Source organism: Nostoc sp., assembly GCF_036917575.1.
GTDB lineage: Bacteria > Cyanobacteriota > Cyanobacteriia > Cyanobacteriales > Nostocaceae > Nostoc.
This window is the reverse complement of sequence record NZ_JBALDC010000100.1, coordinates 28,720-52,485: the sequence shown is the minus strand read 5'-3', so window position 1 is coordinate 52,485 and position 23,766 is coordinate 28,720. Positions and strand designations below refer to the sequence as shown.

Genomic DNA, 23,766 nt, shown 5'->3' with positions numbered 1-23,766 from the left:
TCTAAAAAAGTTAAACACAGAGGTACTGGAACAAGAACTAATCCTCCTGTGTTTGTTGTTTCAAGCACTGCATAGCCTTAACTGAACCGTATTGGGTTAACACCGACTGGGGGTTTTTTATTTAAAAAATAACTGACCTTTGTCCAAATTTATCCGGAGTATGGTCTTCAACCTGAGAACATTTAATTGGTAGATGCACCCTGATAACTAACTCCCCTGGTTGGCTAACGCTCACTGGGGGTTTTTTTTGGCGTAGATGCGTAGCGGTGCTACTGCTGGTAGACCTTGAGTATCCTCCTGTTGCCAGGATAGAGTATAACTTGTCAGATCAATCTCTGAATCGCTTTGTTTTTATTTTGAGCTAGAGACGCCACTTCAAAATGATTGCTATGATATTTAATCAAATTCTTAATTTTTTTTATATATTTTGACGAGTTCCCTATTCTTTATTACTTTTTAACTTTCAATATTTGTCTGCATGTCAAGCTACCGTTAACAGCACTCAGCAAAGTAATTGAAAACTGCTAGAAGTTGCAATTTTTGAGCTGGCTGGGATTAGACGACATTTGTGTGGTAAATAGGCGGTCTAAAATTTCTGATTTCTGTTCTGAACTGAAGTTGTCATAAGAATTTTCAACCTTCTCAACTATTCCAAAATTTCTGAAAGCCTCTAAATTAGAATCTGGTTTTTCAGTCAGAGATTTTTGTCTATTTTGAGAATAATCTACTGTATGATTATTCCTTCTATGCACAAGCTGCATCAATAAATCCATTGCCACAGTTGGCAGAACACGGTAGGTATAATTCGCAAAAAAATCAAAAGTCATATTTCCTAGACGGATGCGATCGCCATCTTTAAGCTTGATCGGCCTAAGAGCGCGATTACCATTCACAAACGAGCCATTGGTACTGTTGAAATCAATTAAGTAAAAGCCTTGCTCGTCAATATGCTGAATAGCAGCATGGCGACGAGACAAATGATTGTCAGCAATGTAAATACCACTGTTGCGATTACGACCTATTGTCCAGATTTGTTGTGGCTGTCGTAAACTCTGAGTCTGATTGTCACTCAAGTTAGTCATCAAATAAACAGCAGTATTATCCACCACACCATGTACGTAAGCCGCCTTAACTCTCCTCAACGACGGTTGAGATAGGTTTTCTAGCTGAAGAATTTCATCTAGAAGGCTGCTGTGATGTTCATACAATTTGAGAAATACTTGATATAAAGTTAATCGGCGTTCTATTTCCGTTTGTGCAAAGTCAGTCATTATACGTAAACCTTATACTACCTAATTTCGGTTTTAATATACTTTTTCAGCCTACAATCAGGTATAATTGATTTTTGCTTTTTTGTCATTTGAAAAATTTAGTGCTTTAAAATCATTTTATTTTAAAAATTTTAGGTGTGAGATTTCTTGTTATTTATACCTATAAAAAACATAAAAATATTTTTATCAAATTTTTATGATGCTTGATTGTTTATTGTAAATAATAATTTGTTATTTGTAACAGATAAAAATTATAAAGATTTCATTAATAATTGACAATTACCTACGTGTTTTTAGTAGAAATTTGGATATTTCTTAATATTCGTGAGCATGACAGCTAACGCGCAAAATAAACATTATATATAATTTGATTAATTCTGAATAAATCTAAGTTTTTATCGAGAATAATCATGGCTAACTTTACCAAATGTGAGAAAATAAGCGTTTTCAAATTATTAATAAAAATGGAGAACTTCAAAGCAGAGAATTGATACCATTTCATGAAAAATTTGATACAGATGTAAACCTTGAAAGCTTTGCTGTATCTAAATTTTTTAATTGCGAATGGGTGAAAAAGCGAATTGTGAATTGGTATAAGGCTATTCTGCCAATCTCAAATAATTGATTTCAAGAAAAAGGGTTTATCCGTCAGTCTAGAATCTAATATAAAAGAATATTCGGATAGAAGTATAGAGACAAAAGAGGTTATTCCCGACAATTGGGAAACTCCATCTGTCTATACACTGGGGTAGTTCACACTTTCAAATCACAACAAACCTCGTTTACCATTGGGACGCACGGTCATCCAATTTGTTTTAGCTAGTGCTAGCTGCTCATCAGAAATTTTGGCACTGGTGAGATTAGCACCACACAGATTAGCTCCTCGGAGGTTAGCATTACTGAGATAAGCATTGCTAAGGTCTGCACCTCGCAAGTCTGCTCCTTCTAAATCAGCATGATTAAAGTATGCTTTGCTCAAATTAGCATCTTTAAGATTTGCTCGAGTGAGACTGGCTCTGCCAAAGTCACTATTGTGAAGATTAGCTCCCTGAAGATTGGTTTTTTGCAATTGAGCAGAATGAAAATTTGTTTGAGATAAATCAGCACCTTGTAGATTCAGGAAATTTAAATTGTGTAAGGCAAAATCTCGTCTTCCCTTGAGATAAGCTGTTAATAAACCTTGGGTATCTAACTTCCGCCCAACTTTAGAATTTTGAACTTGTGAACTATTGCTGTTGTTAGCGAAAGTTGTTGATTTGGCCATCCCAGAACTTTGGTGTAATCCTGCGGCTTCCGCTGTCTTGGCTCGTCTAGCACGAATTGCAGCTGCAACCTGTGCCACTCCAGTACTGGTAGCAGAAGGGTTGTTACATAAAACAGCAGAATTTTCCAGGTGGTTATGTGTTCTCTCTTTAGATCCATTATCAGATTTAATCAGTAAACCCTTAGCTAAACTATCTAAGTATGGTTCTATTTCCAATGCTCTAAGAACATCTGCTGCTGACTGATAGCGATTACGTACAGACACCTCTAACATTTTTCGCAACACATTGCTTAAGTGATCGCTCACTTGCACAAGGTGCTCCCACATCATCTCGCCAGTGTTGGGATTGTAATCTAAATCTTTAGGAGTTTTGCTAGTCAGTAAATAAATGCATGTTATCCCCAGTGCATAAATATCACTGGCGTAGACTGGACGCATAGCCATTTGCTCTGGAGGTGCAAAACCAGGAGTACCAATAGCATACGCAGTTAATGCTGTCTGTCCTGATGGACTTGTCGCACTTTGGCTAATTTGGTTTTTGACGGCACCAAAGTCGATGAGTACCATTCTGGCATCTTGAGTGCGGCGAATTAAGTTGGCTGGCTTGATATCACGGTGAATCACCTTTTGCTCGTGGATATATTGCAACAGTGGCAAAATCTCGCTCAAAAATTGCTTTACTCCAGTTTCACTCGAAATACCATTAAGTTTGACCTCCTCTTGCAAGGTATCGCCACTGATATATTCTTGAACTAAGTAGAATTGTTCGCTATCTTCAAAATAGTCTAACAATCTTGGTACTTGGGGATGATTGCCAATCTTACCTAGAGTTTTGGCTTCTCGTTCAAAAAGTTCTCTGGCCATCTGCAAAACGTGTGGGGCGCTTCCTGATGGGCGTAATTGTTTGATTACGCAACTCGGTTCTCCTGGTAAGCCTTGATCGTTGGCTAGGAAGGTCGCTCCAAAGCCACCCTGACCTAATGGTTTGATTGCCTGATAGCGATCGCGCAACAGTAGTTGCGAGCCACAAGACTGACACCTTTGGCTATATACCAAATTTTCTGGATTGGAACAAGTAGGATTTAAACAGTAGCTCATGCACTCTCAACTCGCTGCACGAATAATCACGGGGAGTGTTATACTCCCTTTCAATTATTTAGACATTAATCAACTCTTGCAAGGTAATTTTTGCTGGAAATCCTATGAAGAGTTCCTAAAGTTTAGTTGATATTACCTAAAGCGATCGCTAAATAAGATTATTTATTATACTTACATTGGTAAATACTGTTTATACTACTTTCTACCAATTAATCTCTCAAGGCTTATGACGTGCATCGTGCCATTGTCCCATTGGGTAAATCAGCTTTAATCTGGTTTGTTTGCATGGGAGAATTGGTATTTAAAGGTATTGGAGGGCAGTGCCCAACGCCAGTTACTATATTGATTGGGGAAACCCCATCGCTTTTAGCGTCTCCCCTTCTCCCAAAGGGAGAGGCTAGCGCCAAGGGAGAAGACTGCACTGGCTACCCTACAGAAAATCGCTGTAGAATTTTGGATGCCCAAATTTGGAGGCAATTTAGAATCATCTCCATTAGTCATTGAGAGATTATTAGCTAGCTTTCATGTTCACACTAATCAGCTGTTCGATAAGTGCAAAAACATCACTGCGGCTGAGTTTCTCTTTACCATTAGCAAGGGCGTCAAGAGTGCCGTTTGCCAAGGTGAAGGGGATTTGACAAAAATCTAAGGCTGGTCCCCCAGTAGGAAGGTCTTTGATATAAGCTTCTGCTAAGGCTAGATTACGCCGAGCATACTCTTGCATATTTTCTGCACTCCAACCTTCTGGGAAGAATTCTACCCCACGCCCCAAATCTTCAGTATGGTTACGCAAGATATTGACTGCTTGTAAACCCCGACCAAAACCAATTGCCTGGGTACGGTTCGTTTGTGTTCCATCATACCAAGTCCACAAGTCAGAAAGTAACAGTCCCACTGCACCTGCAACTCCAAAGGTATAACGATCTAAATCAGATTCTGTGTAAATTTTCCAGTTTTTTTCTGCCCAATAAGCCATCCGGTCTGCCATTGCAGCAGTGGCATCCCAAATTCGAGGTGCAATGGTGTCTGGTGCTAGCAGTGACCATTCTCTAATCCTCAAAGTGACTTCTTCTAATGAATTCTCATACCCACTAAAGCCTGCAAAGAAAGCATCTACCGCAAAGCCATCAACTCCTGCCTGTAATGTTAGGCTAATCGTTCTTAGCAGCTTTGCTTTAGTAGCGTTATCTAGTTCGGGATGATCTTCAATTTCATCAATGGCACGCATACACAAATATGCTGATGCTACTGCTTCTTGTAATCCTGGCGGTAAAACACTAATTGGGATATAAAAAGTTCGGCTAGTTTCTTTGAGGATTTGCAATGCATCTCTACGTAAATTCATGTTTTCACTCCCCACTTGATTTTGGCACCACATGAAGTTTGCAGTTTTTTGATGATACTGGATATAGTTTTGACTAAACCTTAAAAACTATAGACTATAAGATACGCTAGTATTTCATTTAAAAATTGCTAGTTTTTGGTGTTGCAATTAACAAAACTCTCAAATTTATCAAAGTCTAGTCTAGTATAGAGGTTTTTGGATGCAAAAGTGTTTGAAGTGTTGTTTGATATAGCTTTCATAGAATTTTGGTATACATATAAAGAATTATGGTAATATTTGGTTGAATATGACGAAATTTTTCCATAAACAAACATCCATTTTAGCGATTTGAAAGTACTTTAAGTCTGCGTTAATCTGACTAACAAAGTGTAATTATTGTATATATAAAGACAATTCAGGAAAAACTGACAACGGATAACAGTATTTGTACATACCTTTGGATGGGTACAGTGGTTTACCGAAGAGTTAGCATTCAGTTAAATTGGACGACATATAAGGCTGCAATGCCTGAGTTTGACTATACCTAATTAATTGGAGTCAGAACCGCTTTGCTATTCAAAGTGACATAAAGTGACCAAAACTCAAAACAATAAGTTCCCGTATATTTACGAGATTAACAATAAAAAATTTGGCTGTTTGCCCACTCAACACAATATTTGTAAATATTTGACCTCTCGTATCATGTCCGCTTGATCGCTTATTAAACCGGAATAACCCCAAAGAGTTTAAACTACACTTCGTTTCCCCTCCTTGCTTGTCTACGCTGCACACACAAGTCTTAAACACTTAAGCTTAATGAAGTTTTCCTCGTTCCCATACTCTACATGGGAATGAGAGGAATAGTAAATCGAGCTTTTTTCGACTTGTGTACATGCTAGCCCCGCTTACAGAGAGGGGATTGAGGAGAACCATCAAGAAATTAGTAAGTTTTTAGAGACCTCTCCAAATTTGCTTTTACCAAGAGAGTACCGCAGGCAGTGGAGTTATTTCGCGTATTCATCAAGAATCGGTATTATAGTCCAGATTATATTGATAAACAAACCGAACAGTCTATAAAAACTCAAAAAAATATTGAAGTATTCCTAATTATTAAATTTTCTGAATCTCTTGTTGATACTGTAAATATTTCTTCTGTAATTCCTCTGGAATGGGAACAAGACGATTATTTTGCATACTGACAAAACCACCCTTCTGGCTAGCCACTGCTGCTAACTCATTGTTAGATAAAATTTCAGCTTGCACAGTCCACTTTAAGCGTCCCAAACTACTCAGCCATAAACGTCCAATCACCCGATCAATAATCTTTATCGGACGTTTATATTCAATTTCAGTTCCGGCTAGAATCGGTGTATATCCTAGCTCAATTTGTTGATTGAGTTGCCAATGTTCATCTAAAAACTTTAGACGTAAATCCTCTAGCCATCTGATATACACGATATTACTCACAATTCCCATAAAATCAATGTCGTATGTTTTTACAGGAATTGCTAATACTACTTCTAATGGCCTGTGTAAGTTGTTATTTACTATCATTATTTTTCTTGATATTTTTTATTAATATTGTTTGTTATGTTCAATTAAAGAGAAGTTTCCAAGTATTGAGTCAGGTGATTAATTACCCTATGGATATGAATTGAATCTCCATAAAGCTTGCTGATCATTATGCCTCCTTCCAGTGTTGCGATGATGATGGTAGCGATTTCATCAGCACTCACTTCCGGGCGAATTTCACCCTTTTCAATTCCTTTTTCAATAATTTGACAAATTAGATGCAGCCAAGAGTTCATCGCTTGTTGAGCACGTTCTCGCAACGCCGGATGAGCATCATCACTTTCCACAGCAGTATTCAGCAGTGGACACCCTCCCTTAATTGGTGGATTTTCTGCGAAGCTACTAAATACCTCAATGATTGTTTGCAGACGTTCTACTGCGTGGTGTTTGCTTCGTAATGCAAATCTAGTATGCTGCTTAATGCGAGCGATCGCAAAATCAAATGCCTGTAGTGCGAGATCGTCTTTGCTTTGGAAGTGATTGTAAATTCCTCCTTTCTGCAATCCAGTTACACGCATAATGTCTGACATTGATGAACCTGCATACCCCTGTTGATTAAACAGTTCGGCTGCTTGCTGAAGAATTCTAGTTTTTGTTTCTTCGCCTTTGGACATTACAGCAATTTTGATAGTAGGAAGTTTATTGAATTAAAAATTGTTGTAAATAAAATATTACCGACCGAGTGGTTTGATAACTCTAGCATGATAGTTGCTTGCAAGTCAAGCTTTTTTCAACACTGAGTAAAGAACTAAACTCTTTGCCATTTGCGATCGCGCCTAATTGTCAGGGTGCTAGATAGAACAATAGTTAAAGTTTGAGCACGATCTAAACCATGCAGTGCTGTCAATTTTGTCCAGCCAATGCAGACTTCACTGGTTATAAACGCCGTTAGCTTTGATGCTACCCCTACCATAAGTAATTATGAATTTCAGTAGCAATGTTAGCGATTTGACCTTTACAAAATAGGATTTTGACTGGATTGCAAAAATAAAATTTGGAATTATCCCTATGCTTATTAACTTGTAAGTAAATTTCTGAGCAACAAGTCCGTAGTGAGTTTCACGGACTGCGGTGTATTATCCAGATAATTGAGCGATATACAACGCGAATACGCTGGACGTTTGATCGTGTTTACGAGTAAAATACGGTAAGTGCATCGTCTTATGAGGTTTTAATATGTAAAACCGCAGAAAAACCTAGCTAGAAGTTGAGTTTAGCAGAGCAACTGACCAATAAGCAGTTATCAAAGTCTGTTTGAGCTAAATGCCAGTTGTGATGCTTACAAAAACTTCCACACAGGTTTTAAGTTGTCCAAGAATCCCTAAGAAAGACAATAACTTGTCATAACTAGCCCTGTCTAGCACTGGGCTATAAGTTTGGCTGAGTTGCTGCTCTCTAGCTGCTCGTAATTAAGTCAGTGAAAAGTTATCAAGGCTTCGGTTGTGGATTTAATCAACCCCTACTGACGCCGCTCACTTATAGAAGTGAGAGATTCAACAGGACTCTGATAACTGATAACTAATTGTTGAAACCCCAAAGAGTATGCACTATTTATTACTACCGTTCTTAAGCTTTTTTGTTGGTATCATCGTTGGTTTGACGGGAATTGGTGGAGCCTCTCTCATCACCCCAATGTTGATTTTTATTTTTCAGGTTCCGCCTTCTATTGCTGTGAGTTCTGATGTTGTGGCCGCCACCTTGATGAAAATTGTTGGTAGCGTTAAACATTGGGAACAGAAAACCCTTGACACAGAAGTTGTCAAATGGCTGGCATTTGGGAGTGTTCCAGGCTCATTGTTCGGAGTAGGGATTTTGCATGTCATTAAAAATGCAGGTGAGTATAGCCTGGATAATATCTTGTTCCGTTTGCTTGGTGGGATGATTTTGCTAGTCACAGTGTTAGCACTAGTGCAATTGTTGTTATTGACTTTTTTCCCAAAATTTAATTTACCCGAACTGCCAAAGTTAGACTTAAAAACTAACTTTGGTCGATTTGTGACAATTACTTTGGGAGCAATTTTAGGCTGTTTGGTTGGTCTAACTAGCGTCTCATCAGGTTCAATGTTTGCTCTAGTGCTGATTGGGTTTTTCCGCCTTGATGCCCGGAAGTTAGTGGGTACAGATATTTCACACGCAGCGATTTTACTGCTGTTTACAGCCCTTGGTCATCTGAGCCTAGGAACAGTTGATTGGAGTTTGGTACTGCCTATCTGGTTAGGTTCTGTACCTGGCGTCTTATTAGGTGCTAAAATCTGCCAGAGAGCTCCCCAGCGCCCACTACGCTTTATCATTTATGCCATTTTGATGATGGTAAGTTGGAAATTAGTTCATCAGGTGTAATCAATTTGAGATTTCCAATTCTAAATCCAGCATTCAACATCCAACATCCAATATCAATAGACCAAAAAGTTCTGTTAGGGCTAATAAATGGTAGTTTATAATACCATTTATTATGGAATGTACAAAAGCCGATTTCTAGTTTTTTAAGACTTTAGTAGTGTTTTCAATGCTGTCTATTTGAGTAGCTGCTCAAATTAAAATTTCAAATATATTTTGTTGTTCGCAATTATCTTGAGTTTTAATTAGAACATTTTCTGCTAAACAGTTAACCACTTCTTATAACGTTTGCTTATCAGTTAAAACGAGATAGTTGCAGTAATCGTCAAATTAATTTTATAAGTCAAAAATTTTGCTTATTCACCCTAATACTTGACAAAAATTTCAAGACATAGCACCAGAACAATGTTTTACTGTGATAGCTATCCTTAGCTTTTAAGATAATTTATTAGTTTTACTTACTTGAAGTTCCCCAAAAAGTTTTTCAAAAATATATTTAAGAATACGCTTTGTTGAAGAATAATTGTGTTTACAAGTATCAGTCACAAAGTGATACCTTCTCCTGTCGGAGACGCTCTGCGAACGGTGAGCCTCTCGAAGAGAGGCTTCGCCAACGCCAACGCCAACACGAACGTTAACGCAGAACTTTTCGGTGTACTGACATTCAAACCCCATTCCACTATTTGCCAACACACTTCACGACGATTAACAGAGAAGACGTAGGATATACCGATAAAAATTAAAATTATCAACGCAGAAATGGTGTGTTCCATGTTTATTGGGATACAACTTTTTTATAACTTTGTCGTCATTGAAGAGGACAAGAGGATTTGGTGACAAGGGGACAGACTTTCAAAAAATCATTTCCTCTGTTCCTTGTCTTACTGCGATCAGTACTTAAAATAGCTCGTTCAATTTATGAACTCAGATCAATGTATCCATAGCGCTTGCACTCCTAATACTGTATTCTCTGATAGATTAGCGTCTGCAAAAACAGGGATTAGCAGTAATTCCATTCCGGTTTACACCTGAAAAAGTAACTTTGTAGATTTGTCTATAAAATTACAAACTCTCAAGAGTAAAAATACGATCAATCTCTTAGCCTACTCACCCAATGTAGGTTAAAAATCTCACCAAACAAGCATTTTAGACCTATCCAAACCCCAAGATGCCTTCTAAGCGAATCTTGTTTATCAGTAACGGCCATGGAGAGGACAACCATACCTCTCATGTTATTCAGACTCTGCGCCAATTGTGTCCTTCTATTGAGATGGCGGCAATGCCGATTGTGGGGGAAGGAAAAGCTTACCGTAGCTTAGACATTCCTATTATCGGGCCCACACAAACAATGCCCTCCGGGGGATTCTTTTACATGAAGCGCCTCTATTTGCTGAAAGATTTTCAATCGGGATTGATTGGGTTAACGTGGCGACAATTACAAGCAGTATTACAGTATGCTCCCAACTGCGATTTAATTATGTCTACTGGAGATTTTGTCTCCCAAACATTTGCTTACTTAACAAAGCGCCCCTTCGTCTCCTTTATCTCTTGTCTTTCTGCCCTCTACGAAGGGCGATTGCGTCTCAATCCAGTGCTGTGGCACGACCTTAATTCTTCCAGATGTCTGGCAGTTTTCACCAAGGATTCCTATACGGCTTATGACCTCCAACGGCAAGGTTTAACTAAAGCTCAGTGTGCTGGCATTCCGGCTTTAGATTGGCTTGTCCCTACTGGCAAAGACTTGCACCTGAAACCGGACGATAGAGCGATCGCTCTCCTACCAGGGTCACGGATGCCTGAAGCTGCGCGAAATTTTTGTTTGCAGTTGCAACTGGTAGTAGAAATCGCCAAGGTGATGCCTGAGTCAGGATTACAATTTCGTGCAGCCTTGATACCGGATTTGATGGCGCAATTAGACGACATTGCTAAAAGTCAAGGTTGGCAACTGAATCAAGGCATACTTACCTATTCTCCCCCAGGAAGTTCTGTTGAAAAATCACCGCTTGTGGAAGTGAGATGTTATTCAGATGCCTTCAGTGACATCCTATGTTACTCTACTCTCGTTATTGGTATGGCAGGTTTGGCAGTGGAGGAAGCTGTAGCGATCGGGAAACCCATCATCCAGATTCCCGGAGAGGGCCCTCAATTTACCTATCAATTTGCAGAAGCGCAAACACGGCTGTTGGGCATTTCTGCCCAAACCATCGGCACTAAGCCAGCAACCCCTGAGATTCTCAAGCAAGCAGCTAAACGAGTAGTTGAAACTTTAGAAGATTCAGACTACCTCGCTAAGTGCAAAGAAAATGGCCCTGAGCGATTTGGCCCACCTGGTGCATCTGAGAGAATTGCCCGCTTTCTACTAAACTCTCTAGGAGAAACTGAGTAGAAATTGCGTCAGAATTCAAGAGTCAGCACGGTTGGGTAACATCGTGTGGTAGGCTAACGCCGTAATGCACCTCAATTATGACTCCTGAATTCTGAATTCTGAATTCTGACTCCTGACTCCTGACTCTTGAATTATTACTTACCTATGAAAGTCCGCTCTAGTTACTGGCAACTGTTGCCTTATCTGTGGCCCCAATGGTCGCTGTTAATTCGGGGATTAGCTTGTATCTTAGGATTTGTGTTATTCACCTTAGCAGTGCCCTATTTAGCAGGTCAGGTCTCTTTTCATCTTGGCCAGGGAAATGTTAACCAGATTGCCTACTGGCTCGGACTAGCCACTTTAGTATTCTTGGTTCGAGGGCTTTGTCAATACGGGCAGAATGTCTTTATGATCGCTGCTACTCTGAACATGGTTTTAAACTTGCGTAAGCGCGTTTATGCTCACCTGCACAAACTTGGATTAGATTACTTTGAAACCACACAGACAGGAGACCTGACTTATCGCCTGACCGAAGACATCGATCGCGTGGGCGAGATTGTGGATAAGTTATCCCATCAGTTTCTTTCCAATTTGTTGCAGTTAATTGGAATTCCCATCTATATGCTCTACCTGAATTGGCCGCTCACTCTTGCGGGTTTGATTTTGGCTCCTTTAATGGCTTGGTTGATTGGGCAATTTGGTCAGCGATTACTCGTGCTATCTCGCCAGAGCCAAAATCAGGTTTCCAATTTGTCGGCGATGCTAACTGAAGTATTTAGCGGGATTCGCGTCGTTCAGGCTTTTGCAGCTCAAGAATATGAAGTGAAGCGATTCAATCAAGAAGCAGAAATCAATCGCCAAGCTAAGTATCGCGCTTTACAACTCAAATCCATTCAGTTTCCCGTTGTTGGTTTTTTGGAAGCAGTTAGTATTATACTGCTGTTTTTATTAGGAGGATGGCAGATTTCTCAGAATCAGCTGACAGCTCAAGGGTTTATCAGTTTCTTAGCTGCTGTGGCTATACTGATTCAGCCAATCGACATGATGATTAGTAATTACAACGAGTACAAACAGACCGAAGCTTCTGTTGAACGCATCTTTGAATTAATGGCGAAGGAGCCTAGTATCAGCGAAAAATCGAATGCTCAGATAATGCCAAGAGTTATGGGCAAGGTAGAGTATCGTCATGTCGATTTCGCCTACAATCGGGGGCAGCCAGTTCTTAAGGATCTCTGCTTAGACGCTTCTCCTGGTAATGTGATTGCCTTGGTTGGTTCTTCTGGAGCAGGCAAATCAACGTTAATTAACCTTTTACTTCGCTTTTATGACCCTCAGACGGGTCAAATTCTGGTTGATGATATTGATATCCGTGATGTCACACTTACCAGCTTGCGCCATCAAATTGGGATTGTTCCCCAAGATATTACCCTTTTTTCGGGAACGATCGCTGAAAATATCGGTTATGGTCAGGAAAAATTAGATTTAGCAGCGATTCAAGAAGCAGCAAAGATTGCCAACGCTGACTCTTTTATCACCCAGTTTTCTCAGGGTTATCATACCTGGGTGGGAGAGCGTGGAGTTAACCTATCGGGAGGACAGCGCCAAAGACTAGCGATCGCTAGAGCAGTTGCCAACGATCCGCGAATTCTTATCCTAGATGAGGCCACCTCTGCCCTAGATTCTGAATCAGAAGCATTAGTTCAAGAAGCACTAGAACGAGTCATGCAAAACCGTACCGTGTTTATTATCGCCCATCGCTTGAGCAGCGTTCGTCGGGCTGACTGCATTCTTGTAATCGAACAAGGACAGGTGGTTGAAGCTGGTACCCACAACTCCCTCCTGAGACAGGAGGGACGGTATGCCCGTTTTTACGCCCAACAGTTCTACTCTACAGATGAGTAAGGCATTGCTAAATTACTGTCAGTTGACTCATTTTATAAAATCTATATTTAGAGAATTATTTTTCAAATCAACATCCCAGCAATACAAGCAGTGATAAAACCCGCTAATAATCCGCCAATCATTGACCTGACACCCATGCGAGCTAAGTCATGTTGGCGATTAGGTGCTATGCCAGTAATACCGCCAATAGTAATGCCAATTGAACCGATATTTGCAAAGTTACATAATGCGTAAGTTGTAATAATTACTGCGCGTTGGGAGATTTTTCCACTCTCAATTAGTGCCTTTAAATCCAAAAAAGCAATAAACTCATTCAAAATTGTTTTTGTACCTAATAAAGCTCCAACTTGCCGACAATCAGCCCAAGGTACGCCCATTAGCCACGCCACGGGAGCCATAATAAAAGACAAAATCCACTGCAATGAAAGCTGCTGTAAGCCCACAAATGACCCTAACCATCCCAAAAGTGCATTCAGGGCAGCCAATAATCCTAAAAAGGCGATAATCATTACCCCAACATTAACTGCTAGCTTCACGCCGTCAATTGCTCCGGTAGTAGCAGCATCAATTACATTTACATAATTGGTTTTTACATCCGCTTTTGCTTTGCCAACCGTCTCTGATACTTCTGTTTCTGGGTAAAGTAATTTTGATACCACCATAGATGTGGGAGCAGTCATAAAGAAAGCAGCAATCAGGTGTTCTGCTGGAATGCCAAAGGAAAGATACGCTCCTAGTACTCCACCGGCAATTGTGGCAAAACCACCCGTCATCAACGCATGGAGTTCCGATTGCGTCATATTTGCTATATAAGGTTTAACCATCAGCGCCGACTCTGTTGGCCCCAAAAAGATGTTACCTGCACAAGATAAAGATTCAGAACCCGATGTTTTCATTGTTTTCATCATTACCCACGCCATCACGTTTACGACTCGCTGTAAAATGCCGTAGTAATATAAGACGCTAATGAAGGCAGAGAAAAAGATAATTGTCGGCAGCACTTGGAAAGCAAAGAAATGATCTTTAAAATTTTCTCCAAAGACAAATTTTGCACCAACATCAGAAAATGCCAAAAATTGGCTGACAATATCTCCCAGAGATTTAAACACAGTTAAACCCCAAGAAGTTTTAAGAATCACGAGCGCAAACACAAATTCCAATCCCAAACCCCACGCTACTATTCGCCAACGCACTGCACGACGATTAACAGAGAAGGCGTAGGATATACCAATAAAAACTAAAATTCCCAACACAGAAATGGCGCGTTCCATCTTTGCTCCTGGAAATGTATCGCTAAAGCACTTAGTCACAGAGCATACACAAAAATTCGCCTTTTTTGTGGCTTTTTAGTCAATTACTAGAGTTTTGATCCTGTGAATAAAAACTTAGCGATCGCACGGCAAATTATAGTAAAAAAACATGGCGGCACTCTAAAGGTTAATTCTGATTTAAAATTACCCCTCCTGGCGCGGGTAGCCAAAGCTAAGATGGCTTGGTATGAGTTCTGGTGATTGCGCCAACGCCATGATTAGTGAGGTGTCAGTTTGGTTATCTATGCCAGTTATCCCACCATAACCAGACTCGATGCCAAAATTGCGATCGCAAACACCAATGATTTGCCACACATAGGTTATAGGTTACAGGGTACAGATTATTCCCTATAACCTGTCACCTGTCACCTCTCCCCTCTGACTTGTTTTTCCCTTGTTCCTTGTCTACCTTGTCTCTTCTCCATGCCTAGCTTATTGAGCGGTGTTCAATATACATTTATTTGATAGGAATACCGGAGTTTTTAGAAAAACTTCTTGCTTACTTAAATAGAATATGTGATACTCTAAAGACTATAAATAAAGAACGGTATTTCCACCGATTTACCGTATTTAAAGGATAGGATTCATGCAGCTACTATGGTTCATCCCAACTCATGGCGACGGACGTTACCTAGCAACTGCTACAGGTGGACGGGCAGTAAGCTTTCCTTATCTGCGGCAGATTGCTCAAGCGGTGGATGACCTTGGTTATACAGGGGCATTACTACCTACAGGCCGCTCTTGCGAAGATGCTTGGATTGTAGCGTCAACGTTGGTATCACTGACGCGACAGATGCGTTTTTTGGTGGCAATTCGTCCCGGCTTAGTATCGCCTGGAGTAGCAGCGCGGATGGCGGCGACTTTTGATCGCCTCTCTGGGGGACGCTTGCTGATAAATGTCGTGACAGGTGGCGATCCTGTGGAGTTAGCTGGGGATGGCTTGCATTTGGATCACGATCAACGCTATGAATTAACAGATGAATTTTTAACAGTATGGCGAGCGATCGCTAGTGGTGAACAAGCCAATCTTCAAGGCGACTATCTCAACATTCAGGATGGTAAACTGCTGTTTCCACCCGTTCAAAAGCCATATCCGCCCTTGTGGTTTGGCGGTTCCTCTGCCATTGCCCAAAAAATTGCTGCCAAACATATAGATGTCTATCTTACTTGGGGCGAACCACCGGCGCAAGTAGCCGAGAAGATTGCAGCAGTTCGCAGACTTGCCTTATCAGAAGGGCGAACTGTGCGATTTGGGATTCGCCTACATATTATTGTGCGCGAAACCGAGAGTGAAGCTTGGGATGCGGCGAATCAATTGATTAAGTATGTAGATGACGAAGCGATCGCTAAAGCCCAAAAAGCTTACGCTCGCATGGATTCTGTTGGACAACAACGGATGACTCAATTACACCACGGTAATCGTGAAGCATTAGAGATTAGCCCGAACCTATGGGCAGGAGTCGGTTTAGTCCGGGGTGGTGCGGGAACGGCCTTAGTCGGCGATCCCCAAACCGTAGCGGCTAGGATATTGGAATATGCTTCTTTAGGTATTGAGTCCTTTATCCTCTCTGGCTATCCCCACCTAGAGGAAGCTTATCGAGTTGCAGAACTTCTATTTCCCCATCTGCCATTAGAGAATTTACCTGCCGTGGAGAAGCAACACGTCTTAAGTCCATTTGGTGAAATTGTGGCAAATGAAGATTTCCCTAAGCAAAAGCCTCAAGAAAGAGCAACGTCCATATCCTAGTAGTTATGAACTAGGAGATTAACAGCCATGCTGTACCAACAAATCGACCAAAAAATCTCAGAAAAAGAAACGTGGGCATTGCGTCGTCAATTGGGAGTACCTAACAATAAACGCTTGTGGGTACTAGCTTGCATGGATGAACGTTTACCAGTGGAAAAAGCATTAGGAATTGGTGAAGGAGATGCTCATATTTTCCGTAATGCTGGGGGGTTAGTTACAGATGATGCGATTCGGTCAGCGATGTTAACTACACAGTTTTTTGGCACTAAAGAAATCATCGTCATCAATCATACCGAATGTGGCATGATGACAGCATCAGGAGACTTTCTCAGTGAGGTATTGCGAAATCAAGGTATTGACGTGGATCAAGTTAGTGTAGATCCTGCTTTGCCAGAATTGAAGCTACCAAAAGGCGTTTTTTCTAAATGGATCAAAACGTTTACTGATGTAGATGAAATCTGCACACAGCAAGTGCAATTACTGCGTAATTCTGCTTTAATTCCCCAGGATGTAGTTATTCATGGCTACATTTGGGAAGTAGAGAGTATGAGTTTGCGCCGTCCCTACAAACGTCTGAGCGATCGGGTCAACACAGCATCAGCGATGGAGACCAAAACTGCAAAACATACTGAACCCGTTTGAGAAATTGGGAGTTTAATTGAATGACAAATATCTTAGCGATCGCAGGTAGTCCAACTCATCCATCTAGAACCTATGGTGTTGTTGAATACACTGCCAACCTTTTACAACAAGAAGGCTTGCACGTAGATATTATTTCAGTTCGGGATTTGCCTGCTGAAGATTTAGTTTTTGGACGATACGATAGCCAAGCTTTAGAACAACCAAAAGCTTTATTAGCAAAGGCAGATGGTGTAATTATTGCCACCCCAATTTACAAAGCTGCTTACACAGGAGTGCTAAAAACATTTCTAGATTTGCTGCCACAAAAATCATTAACAGGTAAACCCGTGTTACCAATTGCTTTGGGTGGAACGATTGCTCATTTATTGGCAATTGAATATGCGCTCAAACCTGTGTTATCTGAATTAGGAGCGCGGCATATCCTAGCCACTATTTATGCGGTAGACAAACAAGTTCAACGACAAGCTGATAACAGCGTCCTATTAGATGAGGAAATTGAGCAAAGACTCAAAGATGTTCTCAAGGAATTTGTTAAAGCTGTAGAATATGATGCCGCAGCACCTCAAGAATTGGTTCATGCCAATTAAATTATCAAGTTTATACCTCCGTTTGCTTGTAGCAGTAGGGTAATTTATACCCATCTGCTACATTTTTTTTAAAGCTAATCAAAGCTATATAAATAAGAGAAATTAAAAAAAATGCGACAAATAGACCATTCGTAGCGACGTGATTTATCGCGAAGTATAGCATCTACAATAACTACTTTACTGACCATAATTGTGTGACTTACACATTAGTTAAACAATTATAATACTTAATAATATTAAAAACTTTTACATCCTTTAACATATTTTTAATTGGTCTTGAGAGGGATATACTGACAAAGCTTCGGAAATATGCAATTTTATCATCCCTAATCTACTACCACAGACAATTCACCGTGTCGAACTCACGTTAAATTAGATGTAGGGTGTAAAAAATAAACTAAATGAAAGCGATGTCTAACGACAAGCCGCAAGCCGTCTGTGCTTCTGATTTTGCATCTATCGTCGGCGAAGAAAATGCTGTTTGCCTTTGGGAAAATATCGAACTCGGTCAGCAAAAACGTATTCAACAGGCTATGGCTTCTGGAAAGCTTCCCTGTTGTATTGTCTATCCGCGTACCCAAGAACAGCTAGCCGCAGTCATCGCCACAGCTCACGCAAACAACTGGCGCGTCCTCCCCTGTGGTAGTGGCAGTAAACTCAGCTGGGGCGGTTTAGTTAAGGGTGTTGATGTTGTAGTTAGTACAGAACGCATTAACCAACTGATTGAACACACCGTTGGCGATTTGACTGTCACCGTAGAAGCGGGGATGAAATTTTCCGCTCTCGAAGCACTTTTGGCAAAGTCGCGGCAATTTCTTGCCCTTGACCCCACAGCACCAGAGTCGGCAACCATTGGTGGTATTGTGGCTACAGGTGATACAGGTTCTTTACGGCAACGCTATGGTAGTGTACGCGACCAGTTACTAGGTATTACCTTTGTCCGCGCTGATGGACAAATCGCCAAAGCTGGGGGAAGAGTAGTTAAAAATGTCGCCGGCTATGACTTAATGAAGTTGCTTACAGGGTCTTATGGCACATTAGGCTTTCTTAGTCAACTAACTTTTCGCCTGTATCCGCTAGCAGAGGCATCGGGAACGGTGGTACTAACTGGGAAAGCTGAGGCTGTATCCCAAGCAGCTGATATCCTTCGAGGTTCGGCGTTAACACCAGTTCAGGCGGATTTGCTATCAACTAAATTGGTGTCTAGTTTAGGATTAGGTGAAGGACTAGGATTAATTGCCCGCTTTCAAAGTATTAGTGAGAGTGTTAAGGAACAGTCAAACCGAGTTTTGGAAGTTGGGGAAAAGTTGGGTTTAGATGGGGCAATTTTTGCCGATAGTGATGAAGACAGTCTATGGCAGAGATTGCAAAAACGAATACATTTTACTGCCACAGATTCTATAATTACCTGCAAAATAGGAGTATTACCTACTGCTGCCGTAGAGATTTTAACTCAGGTGGAGTTAGGTTTGATTCATATTGGTAGTGGTTTGGGTTTGTTACAATTAGAGGATAAAAATCAGGTTTTGGAAGTGCGTGATAGGCTAGGTTTTGTTGGAAGCGAGCGCACTCAAGCTAATAAAGGTTTTTTAACAATTTTGTCAGCACCAATGGCGGTTAAAGAACAAATAGATATTTGGGGTTATACGGGGAATGCTTTGCCATTGATGCGCCGTATTAAGGAACAGTTTGATAGTAAGAATATTTTAAGTCCTGGTCGGTTTGTGGGTGGAATTTAAGAAACAAACCGCACAGACACAGAGAACGCCAAGATAGAGAGGGGAAAAAGAGAAATATGCAAGTTTCAGAAAATTCTGTTAATAATACGGCAAGTTTAAAGAATTTGAATGGCTTTGATGAGAGTCATCCACCTGACCCGAAGTTGATTGATAGTTGTGTACATTGTGGATTTTGTCTCTCGACTTGTCCCAGTTATCGGGTGCTTGGCAAGGAGATGGATTCTCCTAGAGGACGTATCTATTTAATGGATGCAATTAATCAGGGTGAAATTGCTCTCAATACGGCAACAGTAGAACATTTTGATTCTTGTTTAGGATGTCTAGCTTGTGTGAGTACCTGTCCTTCTGGCGTGCAATATGACAAGTTAATTTCGGCAACTCGTCATCAAGTTGAACGTAATTATCCCCGCAGTTTGCCAGACAAATTTTTTCGTCAACTGATATTTTCTCTGTTTCCCTATCCCAATCTTTTACGGGTTTTATTAGTTCCGTTGTTGATTTATCAAAAGTTAGGGTTGCCTAAATTCTTTCGGGCTACGGGTTTACTGAATAAAATATCGCCCCGTTTGGCAGCAATGGAATCAATTCTGCCAGAAATTACTCTCAAATCTTTTCAAGATAATTTGCCGAGTGTAATTCCTGCTAAAGGTAAAAAACGGTATCGTGTTGGGATGATTTTGGGTTGCGTTCAACGGCTGTTTTTCTCACCCGTGAATGAAGCGACAGTTCGCGTTTTAACAGCGAATGGTTGTGAAGTTGTGATTCCCAAATCTCAAGGTTGTTGTGCAGCACTTCCCGAACATCAAGGACAAACAGAACAGGCGAAAGCTTTGGCAAGACAAATGATTGATAGTTTTGCCGAGACAGATGTAGATTTCGTAATTATTAATGCTGCTGGTTGCGGTCATACTTTAAAAGAGTACGGTCACATTTTAGAAGATGACTTAGAATATCGGCAAAAGGCAAAGGATTTTGCAGCTAAAGTTAAAGATGCTCAAGAGTTTTTAGCAACTGTTGGATTAACCGCGAAACTTTCACAGTTAACTGATAAACCATTGAATTTAGTTTATCAAGATGCTTGTCATTTATTGCACGGACAAAAGATTAGCGTCCAACCACGTCAGGTGTTGCGACAAATTCCAGGAGTGAAGTTGAGAGAACCAATAGATGCAGCTTTATGTTGTGGCAGTGCCGGGGTTTATAATATGCTGCAACCAGAAGTTTCTGAAGAATTGGGTCAGCAAAAAGTGCAGAATTTGTTAAATACTGGTGCTGAGTTAATTGCTTCTGCTAATCCTGGGTGTACTTTACAAATTACTAAACATTTGCAATTGCAAGGTAAGAAGATTTCAGTTATTCACCCGATGGAGTTGTTAGATTATTCGATTCGCGATGAAAAGTTGAAATTGTAGACATTTTTTGTGGGTTGGACATTTTGTCATTGATTTTAAACCAAAGAGCCAAAGCTATATTTTTATTCCCCTTCTCTCAAAATTGGGAGAAGGGGTTGGGGGATGTAGCTCATTTCCCGCAGAATGGACTAGTTTTGTATTCGTGCAAGAGGTCTAATGTTTTACTTGGTAGGTATAGAAACTTCCCAAATTCCTTGATTTCCACCATATTCTAAAACATAAATCTTATTGCCAATAATTTCAGCATCAATAGGATTACTAAAACCTGTGACAAGGCGCGTAGCGTTAAGTTTATAGTTAGTATTCCCTACTTTAGTTAAGTTTAAATGCAGTAAGTCTTGGCTAGCATCTTTAAAAGGGCCTACTAGTGTTTCGCCAGTGGGATCGCCTGGTGTCCAACTCAACATAAATCCATCTTTGTTAAATTCTGGACTCATAACTGCTTTTGTATCAAAAACTAATCCTAAAGGAGAACGGTGTGTTGTAAAAGTGCTAACACTTTGTCCAAGAACACTGGCATCTTGGATTTTTCCATCTACAGGATCGCGGTAATTATCTGCGTCTGGGCCAAAATTAGGAATTGGTTCAATCAAATTTTCAGTAGGTCGAATAGGAAAGGTTGGATCGTTACGATAGTAACCCTTTTTAACGGCGTTAAATTGAGGGCTTAGCAATCGGTCAGTGGCAGGATTATATTTGGGAAATTGTTGGGGATTGTCTGTCCCACCAATACGCCAAGGAAAGCCGTAATTGCCACCCAAACGTAGCCAATTTAATTCTTCTGACATATCACGATCTGGGCCATTTTCTGTGCCAAATAAATCCCCATTGGGTGCAAAAGCCATATCGAAAGTATTGCGTATTCCTTCTGCAAAAATATAGCCAGATGTCTTTAAAGTTGCTCGATTGTTTGCCAGAAATAGATTATTGCTATTAGTAGGAAGACGGAGTATACAGGCGGTTAATCCGACTTCGCGAGTATTGGGATATAGACCATCAACAGACTGTACCTCACCATGATCGGTACGAGAACCGCTATTCACATAGATAAAGTTACCATCCAGGCTAACAACTACACCGTTGAACTGATGGTCATAAGCTGTTTTGCTTTTCGGATAGTCTGCACTCTGAGCTAAAATAGACCATATACGCTTTCCTGTACTCGAATTAATTACACCTTTAACAATAATTGCTTTAGTCTGGTTATTTACAACGTCTGCATTGCCAACTAAATAAATTGTGCCGTTAGGGCCAACGGCCATACCTTGAGTTTCACTTAAATTATGATTACTAGAATTGTACGCAAGTGTTTTAGTAGAATAACCTAAATCGACTTGATAAATCTCACCATTTCGTTTGAGGTAATAAAGGGTATTGTTTCGTGGATCTTTTACAATCCGAACAGAAGGAGAGACTGATAATGTATTAATAATATTGCGAACCTTAATATCATGACGCAGGGTTTGTGGTACAACATTTAGTCCAGTAGTGCTATGATTTAATAAAACTATCGTGAATAACAGTGTTATTGCAAATAACAGCGTTTTAGTAACAAACTTGCCAATAAACCTGCTTTTCACTTGATTAAAGAATTTAGTATTATTCATGAGTTTCTTGATAAAATAGTCAGTTTATTTGGTTTCTAAATCTTCTTGATGAGGGAAAAAATAGCGTTACCACTATTAGCCCAACTATACATCGTTGCATCTCCCGAAGTCCCATTTATTGTGTCAGTAGATGTATTACCGTAAATAACTTCCTTCCATATTTATTATTTTTCTTTAACTTCTACTAACTAATATGTAAGTTCGACCTTAGTCAAAGAACTCTTGATAAGTTCAATATTGATTAACTACAACCTAAGTTTAAATACAGATGCCTTTGCTAACCTAATTAATACCAATATCCTGAAAAAATATTAGTTATTGATTTGGTAAGTTGATATGCAAATGACCAGTAATCGAATCAAAACTAATTTATTTTAACTTTCTTATGATTATTTATTATCAGGAATGAAAGGTTACGTCAAATTCTTTACCAAATCTTAAAAATGCAAATGATTTAGTTTTTAGTAATATTAAAAATATTTATAAAGTTTAATTAAGCATTTGTAAAAATCTACTATTTTTTTAGTAAAAACTATAAAACTTTTTAGCTGAATACGATATTTTTATTAAGTTCTGTTTCAATATCAATTTTTCTTGGGAAAAAATACTTTTTATATTAAAGAAATACCTCTGAAAATACATAAGTTAAATTGATAGATTATCCAAAACATTTTGAGCTTAATAAAATTAAACTTTATATAAAATTTATATATTTATTGTGGGAAAAAATGCCCCAAAAAATGAATTTGAACGTCAATTCCTTGTTCTTGTAAACTAATGTTGTGTTGAAGTGTTAGGCATAATTGCTTCTTGAAGATTTACGCCCTTGAGGTTAGCTCCCCGAATGTCGGCTCCTCTAAGGTTCGTTCCTCTAAGATTTGCCCCTGCCAGATTTGCGCCTCTAAGGTTAGTCCAACTTAAGTCAGCTTGACTCAAGTCAGCTTCACTTAGGTTAGCTTGCAACAGGTATGCACCACTGAAGTGAGCCTTGGTCAGATTAGCTTTGTATAGATCGGCTTTGTAAAGATAAGCCCCTAAAACTTCTGCCTCGTATAAACTCGCCTCACTGAGGTCAGCTGCAATCAAGTTAGCTTCAATAAGGTTGGCAAAAGTGAGGTTAGCGCGAATCAACTTCGCTGCACCTAAATCAGCATCTCTCAAGTTAGCGCCTCTTAAGTCAGTACCAATTAAATTAGCAGATGCGATCGCAGCACCTCTAAGATCCACCTGACTCAAGTCAGCTCCAATCAGATTGGCATGACTCAAATCTGCCTCAGTAAGTACAGCGCCACTCAAGTTAGCAACACTGAAGTTAGCTGCACTCAAGTTAGCTTCATTCAGGAAGGCTTTATAGAGGTTAGCACTACTGAGTTCAGCACCACTGAGATTTGCCCGCACAAGTAAAGCATTACCCAAATCAACTCTTCTCAAGTTTACCCCTTGGAGGTTCGCGCCTCTGAAGTTACCGCCTTGCAAATCAGCAGCGCTGAGGTCTGGTTCAATCTGGGGATTTTTCTTTCTCCACTCAATCCATGTAACTGCACCTGCTTTGAGTAAAGTTAGATGCTCTCGATTTGCCATTTTCTCTT

20 protein-coding genes are annotated in these 23,766 nt (G+C 40.0%); 9 read left to right on the top strand and 11 right to left on the bottom strand.

The window, feature by feature from the left end:
- Positions 1 to 524: 524 nt before the first annotated feature.
- Both V7K79_RS28580 and V7K79_RS28575 read right to left on the bottom strand, forming a co-directional pair.
- Complete coding sequence (locus V7K79_RS28580; RefSeq protein WP_335052744.1) at positions 525 to 1,271, bottom strand: FHA domain-containing protein; 747 nt, start codon at positions 1,269 to 1,271, stop codon at positions 525 to 527.
- A 766-nt stretch (positions 1,272 to 2,037) separates the two neighbouring features.
- Positions 2,038 to 3,633, bottom strand: a complete 1,596-nt coding sequence (locus tag V7K79_RS28575) for a serine/threonine-protein kinase (RefSeq protein ID WP_335052742.1) — start codon at positions 3,631 to 3,633, stop codon at positions 2,038 to 2,040.
- Positions 3,634 to 3,864: 231 nt separating this feature from the next.
- Between V7K79_RS28575 and V7K79_RS28570 the strand changes: the two genes are divergently transcribed.
- Positions 3,865 to 4,137 (top strand): hypothetical protein, encoded by a 273-nt coding sequence (locus tag V7K79_RS28570; RefSeq protein ID WP_335052740.1) that lies wholly within the window; start codon positions 3,865 to 3,867, stop codon positions 4,135 to 4,137.
- Positions 4,138 to 4,144: 7 nt separating this feature from the next.
- On the opposite strand, the gene V7K79_RS28565 is transcribed toward V7K79_RS28570, so the two are convergent.
- The 4 genes from V7K79_RS28565 to V7K79_RS30090 form a co-directional block, all read right to left on the bottom strand.
- Positions 4,145 to 4,978: a phytoene/squalene synthase family protein gene (locus V7K79_RS28565; protein WP_292858494.1), complete on the bottom strand. Its 834-nt coding sequence runs from the start codon at positions 4,976 to 4,978 to the stop codon at positions 4,145 to 4,147.
- Positions 4,979 to 6,067: 1,089 nt separating this feature from the next.
- Positions 6,068 to 6,511: an acyl-CoA thioesterase gene (locus V7K79_RS28560; RefSeq protein WP_335052734.1), complete on the bottom strand. Its 444-nt coding sequence runs from the start codon at positions 6,509 to 6,511 to the stop codon at positions 6,068 to 6,070.
- A 44-nt stretch (positions 6,512 to 6,555) separates the two neighbouring features.
- A complete protein-coding gene (locus V7K79_RS28555) occupies positions 6,556 to 7,143 on the bottom strand; it encodes a TetR/AcrR family transcriptional regulator (protein WP_335052732.1) in 588 nt (195 codons plus the stop codon).
- A gap of 134 nt (positions 7,144 to 7,277) precedes the next feature.
- Positions 7,278 to 7,442 (bottom strand): hypothetical protein, encoded by a 165-nt coding sequence (locus V7K79_RS30090; RefSeq protein WP_442938979.1) that lies wholly within the window; start codon positions 7,440 to 7,442, stop codon positions 7,278 to 7,280.
- Positions 7,443 to 8,071: 629 nt separating this feature from the next.
- Here V7K79_RS30090 and V7K79_RS28545 point away from each other — a divergent pair.
- Entirely contained in the window at positions 8,072 to 8,869 is a 798-nt protein-coding gene (locus V7K79_RS28545; protein WP_335052730.1) for a sulfite exporter TauE/SafE family protein, read from the top strand.
- Between the two features lie 539 nt (positions 8,870 to 9,408).
- Here V7K79_RS28545 and V7K79_RS28540 read toward each other — a convergent pair.
- On the bottom strand, positions 9,409 to 9,639 hold the full coding sequence (locus tag V7K79_RS28540) for a hypothetical protein (RefSeq protein ID WP_335052728.1): 231 nt from the start codon (positions 9,637 to 9,639) through the stop codon (positions 9,409 to 9,411).
- A 395-nt stretch (positions 9,640 to 10,034) separates the two neighbouring features.
- On the opposite strand from V7K79_RS28540, the gene V7K79_RS28535 reads away from it, so the two are divergent.
- Positions 10,035 to 11,252 (top strand): lipid-A-disaccharide synthase-related protein, encoded by a 1,218-nt coding sequence (locus V7K79_RS28535; RefSeq protein WP_335052726.1) that lies wholly within the window; start codon positions 10,035 to 10,037, stop codon positions 11,250 to 11,252.
- Between the two features lie 144 nt (positions 11,253 to 11,396).
- Positions 11,397 to 13,133 carry an ABC transporter ATP-binding protein gene (locus tag V7K79_RS28530; protein WP_335052724.1) on the top strand — a complete coding sequence of 579 codons (1,737 nt, stop codon included), beginning with the start codon at positions 11,397 to 11,399 and terminating at the stop codon, positions 13,131 to 13,133.
- 62 nt (positions 13,134 to 13,195) lie between these two features.
- Here V7K79_RS28530 and V7K79_RS28525 read toward each other — a convergent pair whose 3' ends face one another.
- Together V7K79_RS28525 and V7K79_RS28520 are read right to left on the bottom strand one after the other, a co-directional pair.
- Complete coding sequence (locus V7K79_RS28525; RefSeq protein ID WP_335052722.1) at positions 13,196 to 14,404, bottom strand: NupC/NupG family nucleoside CNT transporter; 1,209 nt, start codon at positions 14,402 to 14,404, stop codon at positions 13,196 to 13,198.
- Positions 14,405 to 14,587: 183 nt separating this feature from the next.
- A complete protein-coding gene (locus tag V7K79_RS28520; protein ID WP_335052720.1) occupies positions 14,588 to 14,758 on the bottom strand; it encodes a hypothetical protein in 171 nt (56 codons plus the stop codon).
- A 271-nt stretch (positions 14,759 to 15,029) separates the two neighbouring features.
- On the opposite strand from V7K79_RS28520, the gene ssuD reads away from it, so the two are divergent.
- From ssuD to V7K79_RS28495, 5 genes are all read left to right on the top strand, one after another.
- Positions 15,030 to 16,190 (top strand): FMNH2-dependent alkanesulfonate monooxygenase, encoded by a 1,161-nt coding sequence (ssuD, locus tag V7K79_RS28515; RefSeq protein WP_335052718.1) that lies wholly within the window; start codon positions 15,030 to 15,032, stop codon positions 16,188 to 16,190.
- A gap of 27 nt (positions 16,191 to 16,217) precedes the next feature.
- Positions 16,218 to 16,832 carry a beta-class carbonic anhydrase gene (locus V7K79_RS28510; RefSeq protein ID WP_335052716.1) on the top strand — a complete coding sequence of 205 codons (615 nt, stop codon included), beginning with the start codon at positions 16,218 to 16,220 and terminating at the stop codon, positions 16,830 to 16,832.
- A 20-nt stretch (positions 16,833 to 16,852) separates the two neighbouring features.
- The gene (gene ssuE / locus V7K79_RS28505) at positions 16,853 to 17,419 is read left to right on the top strand and encodes an NADPH-dependent FMN reductase (protein ID WP_335052714.1); all 567 of its coding nucleotides are present in this window, start codon (positions 16,853 to 16,855) and stop codon (positions 17,417 to 17,419) included.
- Positions 17,420 to 17,820: 401 nt separating this feature from the next.
- Positions 17,821 to 19,158 carry an FAD-binding oxidoreductase gene (locus V7K79_RS28500; protein ID WP_335052712.1) on the top strand — a complete coding sequence of 446 codons (1,338 nt, stop codon included), beginning with the start codon at positions 17,821 to 17,823 and terminating at the stop codon, positions 19,156 to 19,158.
- Positions 19,159 to 19,214: 56 nt separating this feature from the next.
- Complete coding sequence (locus V7K79_RS28495) at positions 19,215 to 20,570, top strand: (Fe-S)-binding protein (RefSeq protein WP_335052710.1); 1,356 nt, start codon at positions 19,215 to 19,217, stop codon at positions 20,568 to 20,570.
- A 161-nt stretch (positions 20,571 to 20,731) separates the two neighbouring features.
- Here the strand turns inward: V7K79_RS28495 and V7K79_RS28490 are convergent, their stop codons facing one another.
- Positions 20,732 to 22,177, bottom strand: a complete 1,446-nt coding sequence (locus V7K79_RS28490) for a PQQ-dependent sugar dehydrogenase (protein ID WP_335052708.1) — start codon at positions 22,175 to 22,177, stop codon at positions 20,732 to 20,734.
- A gap of 774 nt (positions 22,178 to 22,951) precedes the next feature.
- A complete protein-coding gene (locus tag V7K79_RS28485) occupies positions 22,952 to 23,758 on the bottom strand; it encodes a pentapeptide repeat-containing protein (protein ID WP_335052705.1) in 807 nt (268 codons plus the stop codon).
- Positions 23,759 to 23,766: the final 8 nt, after the last annotated feature.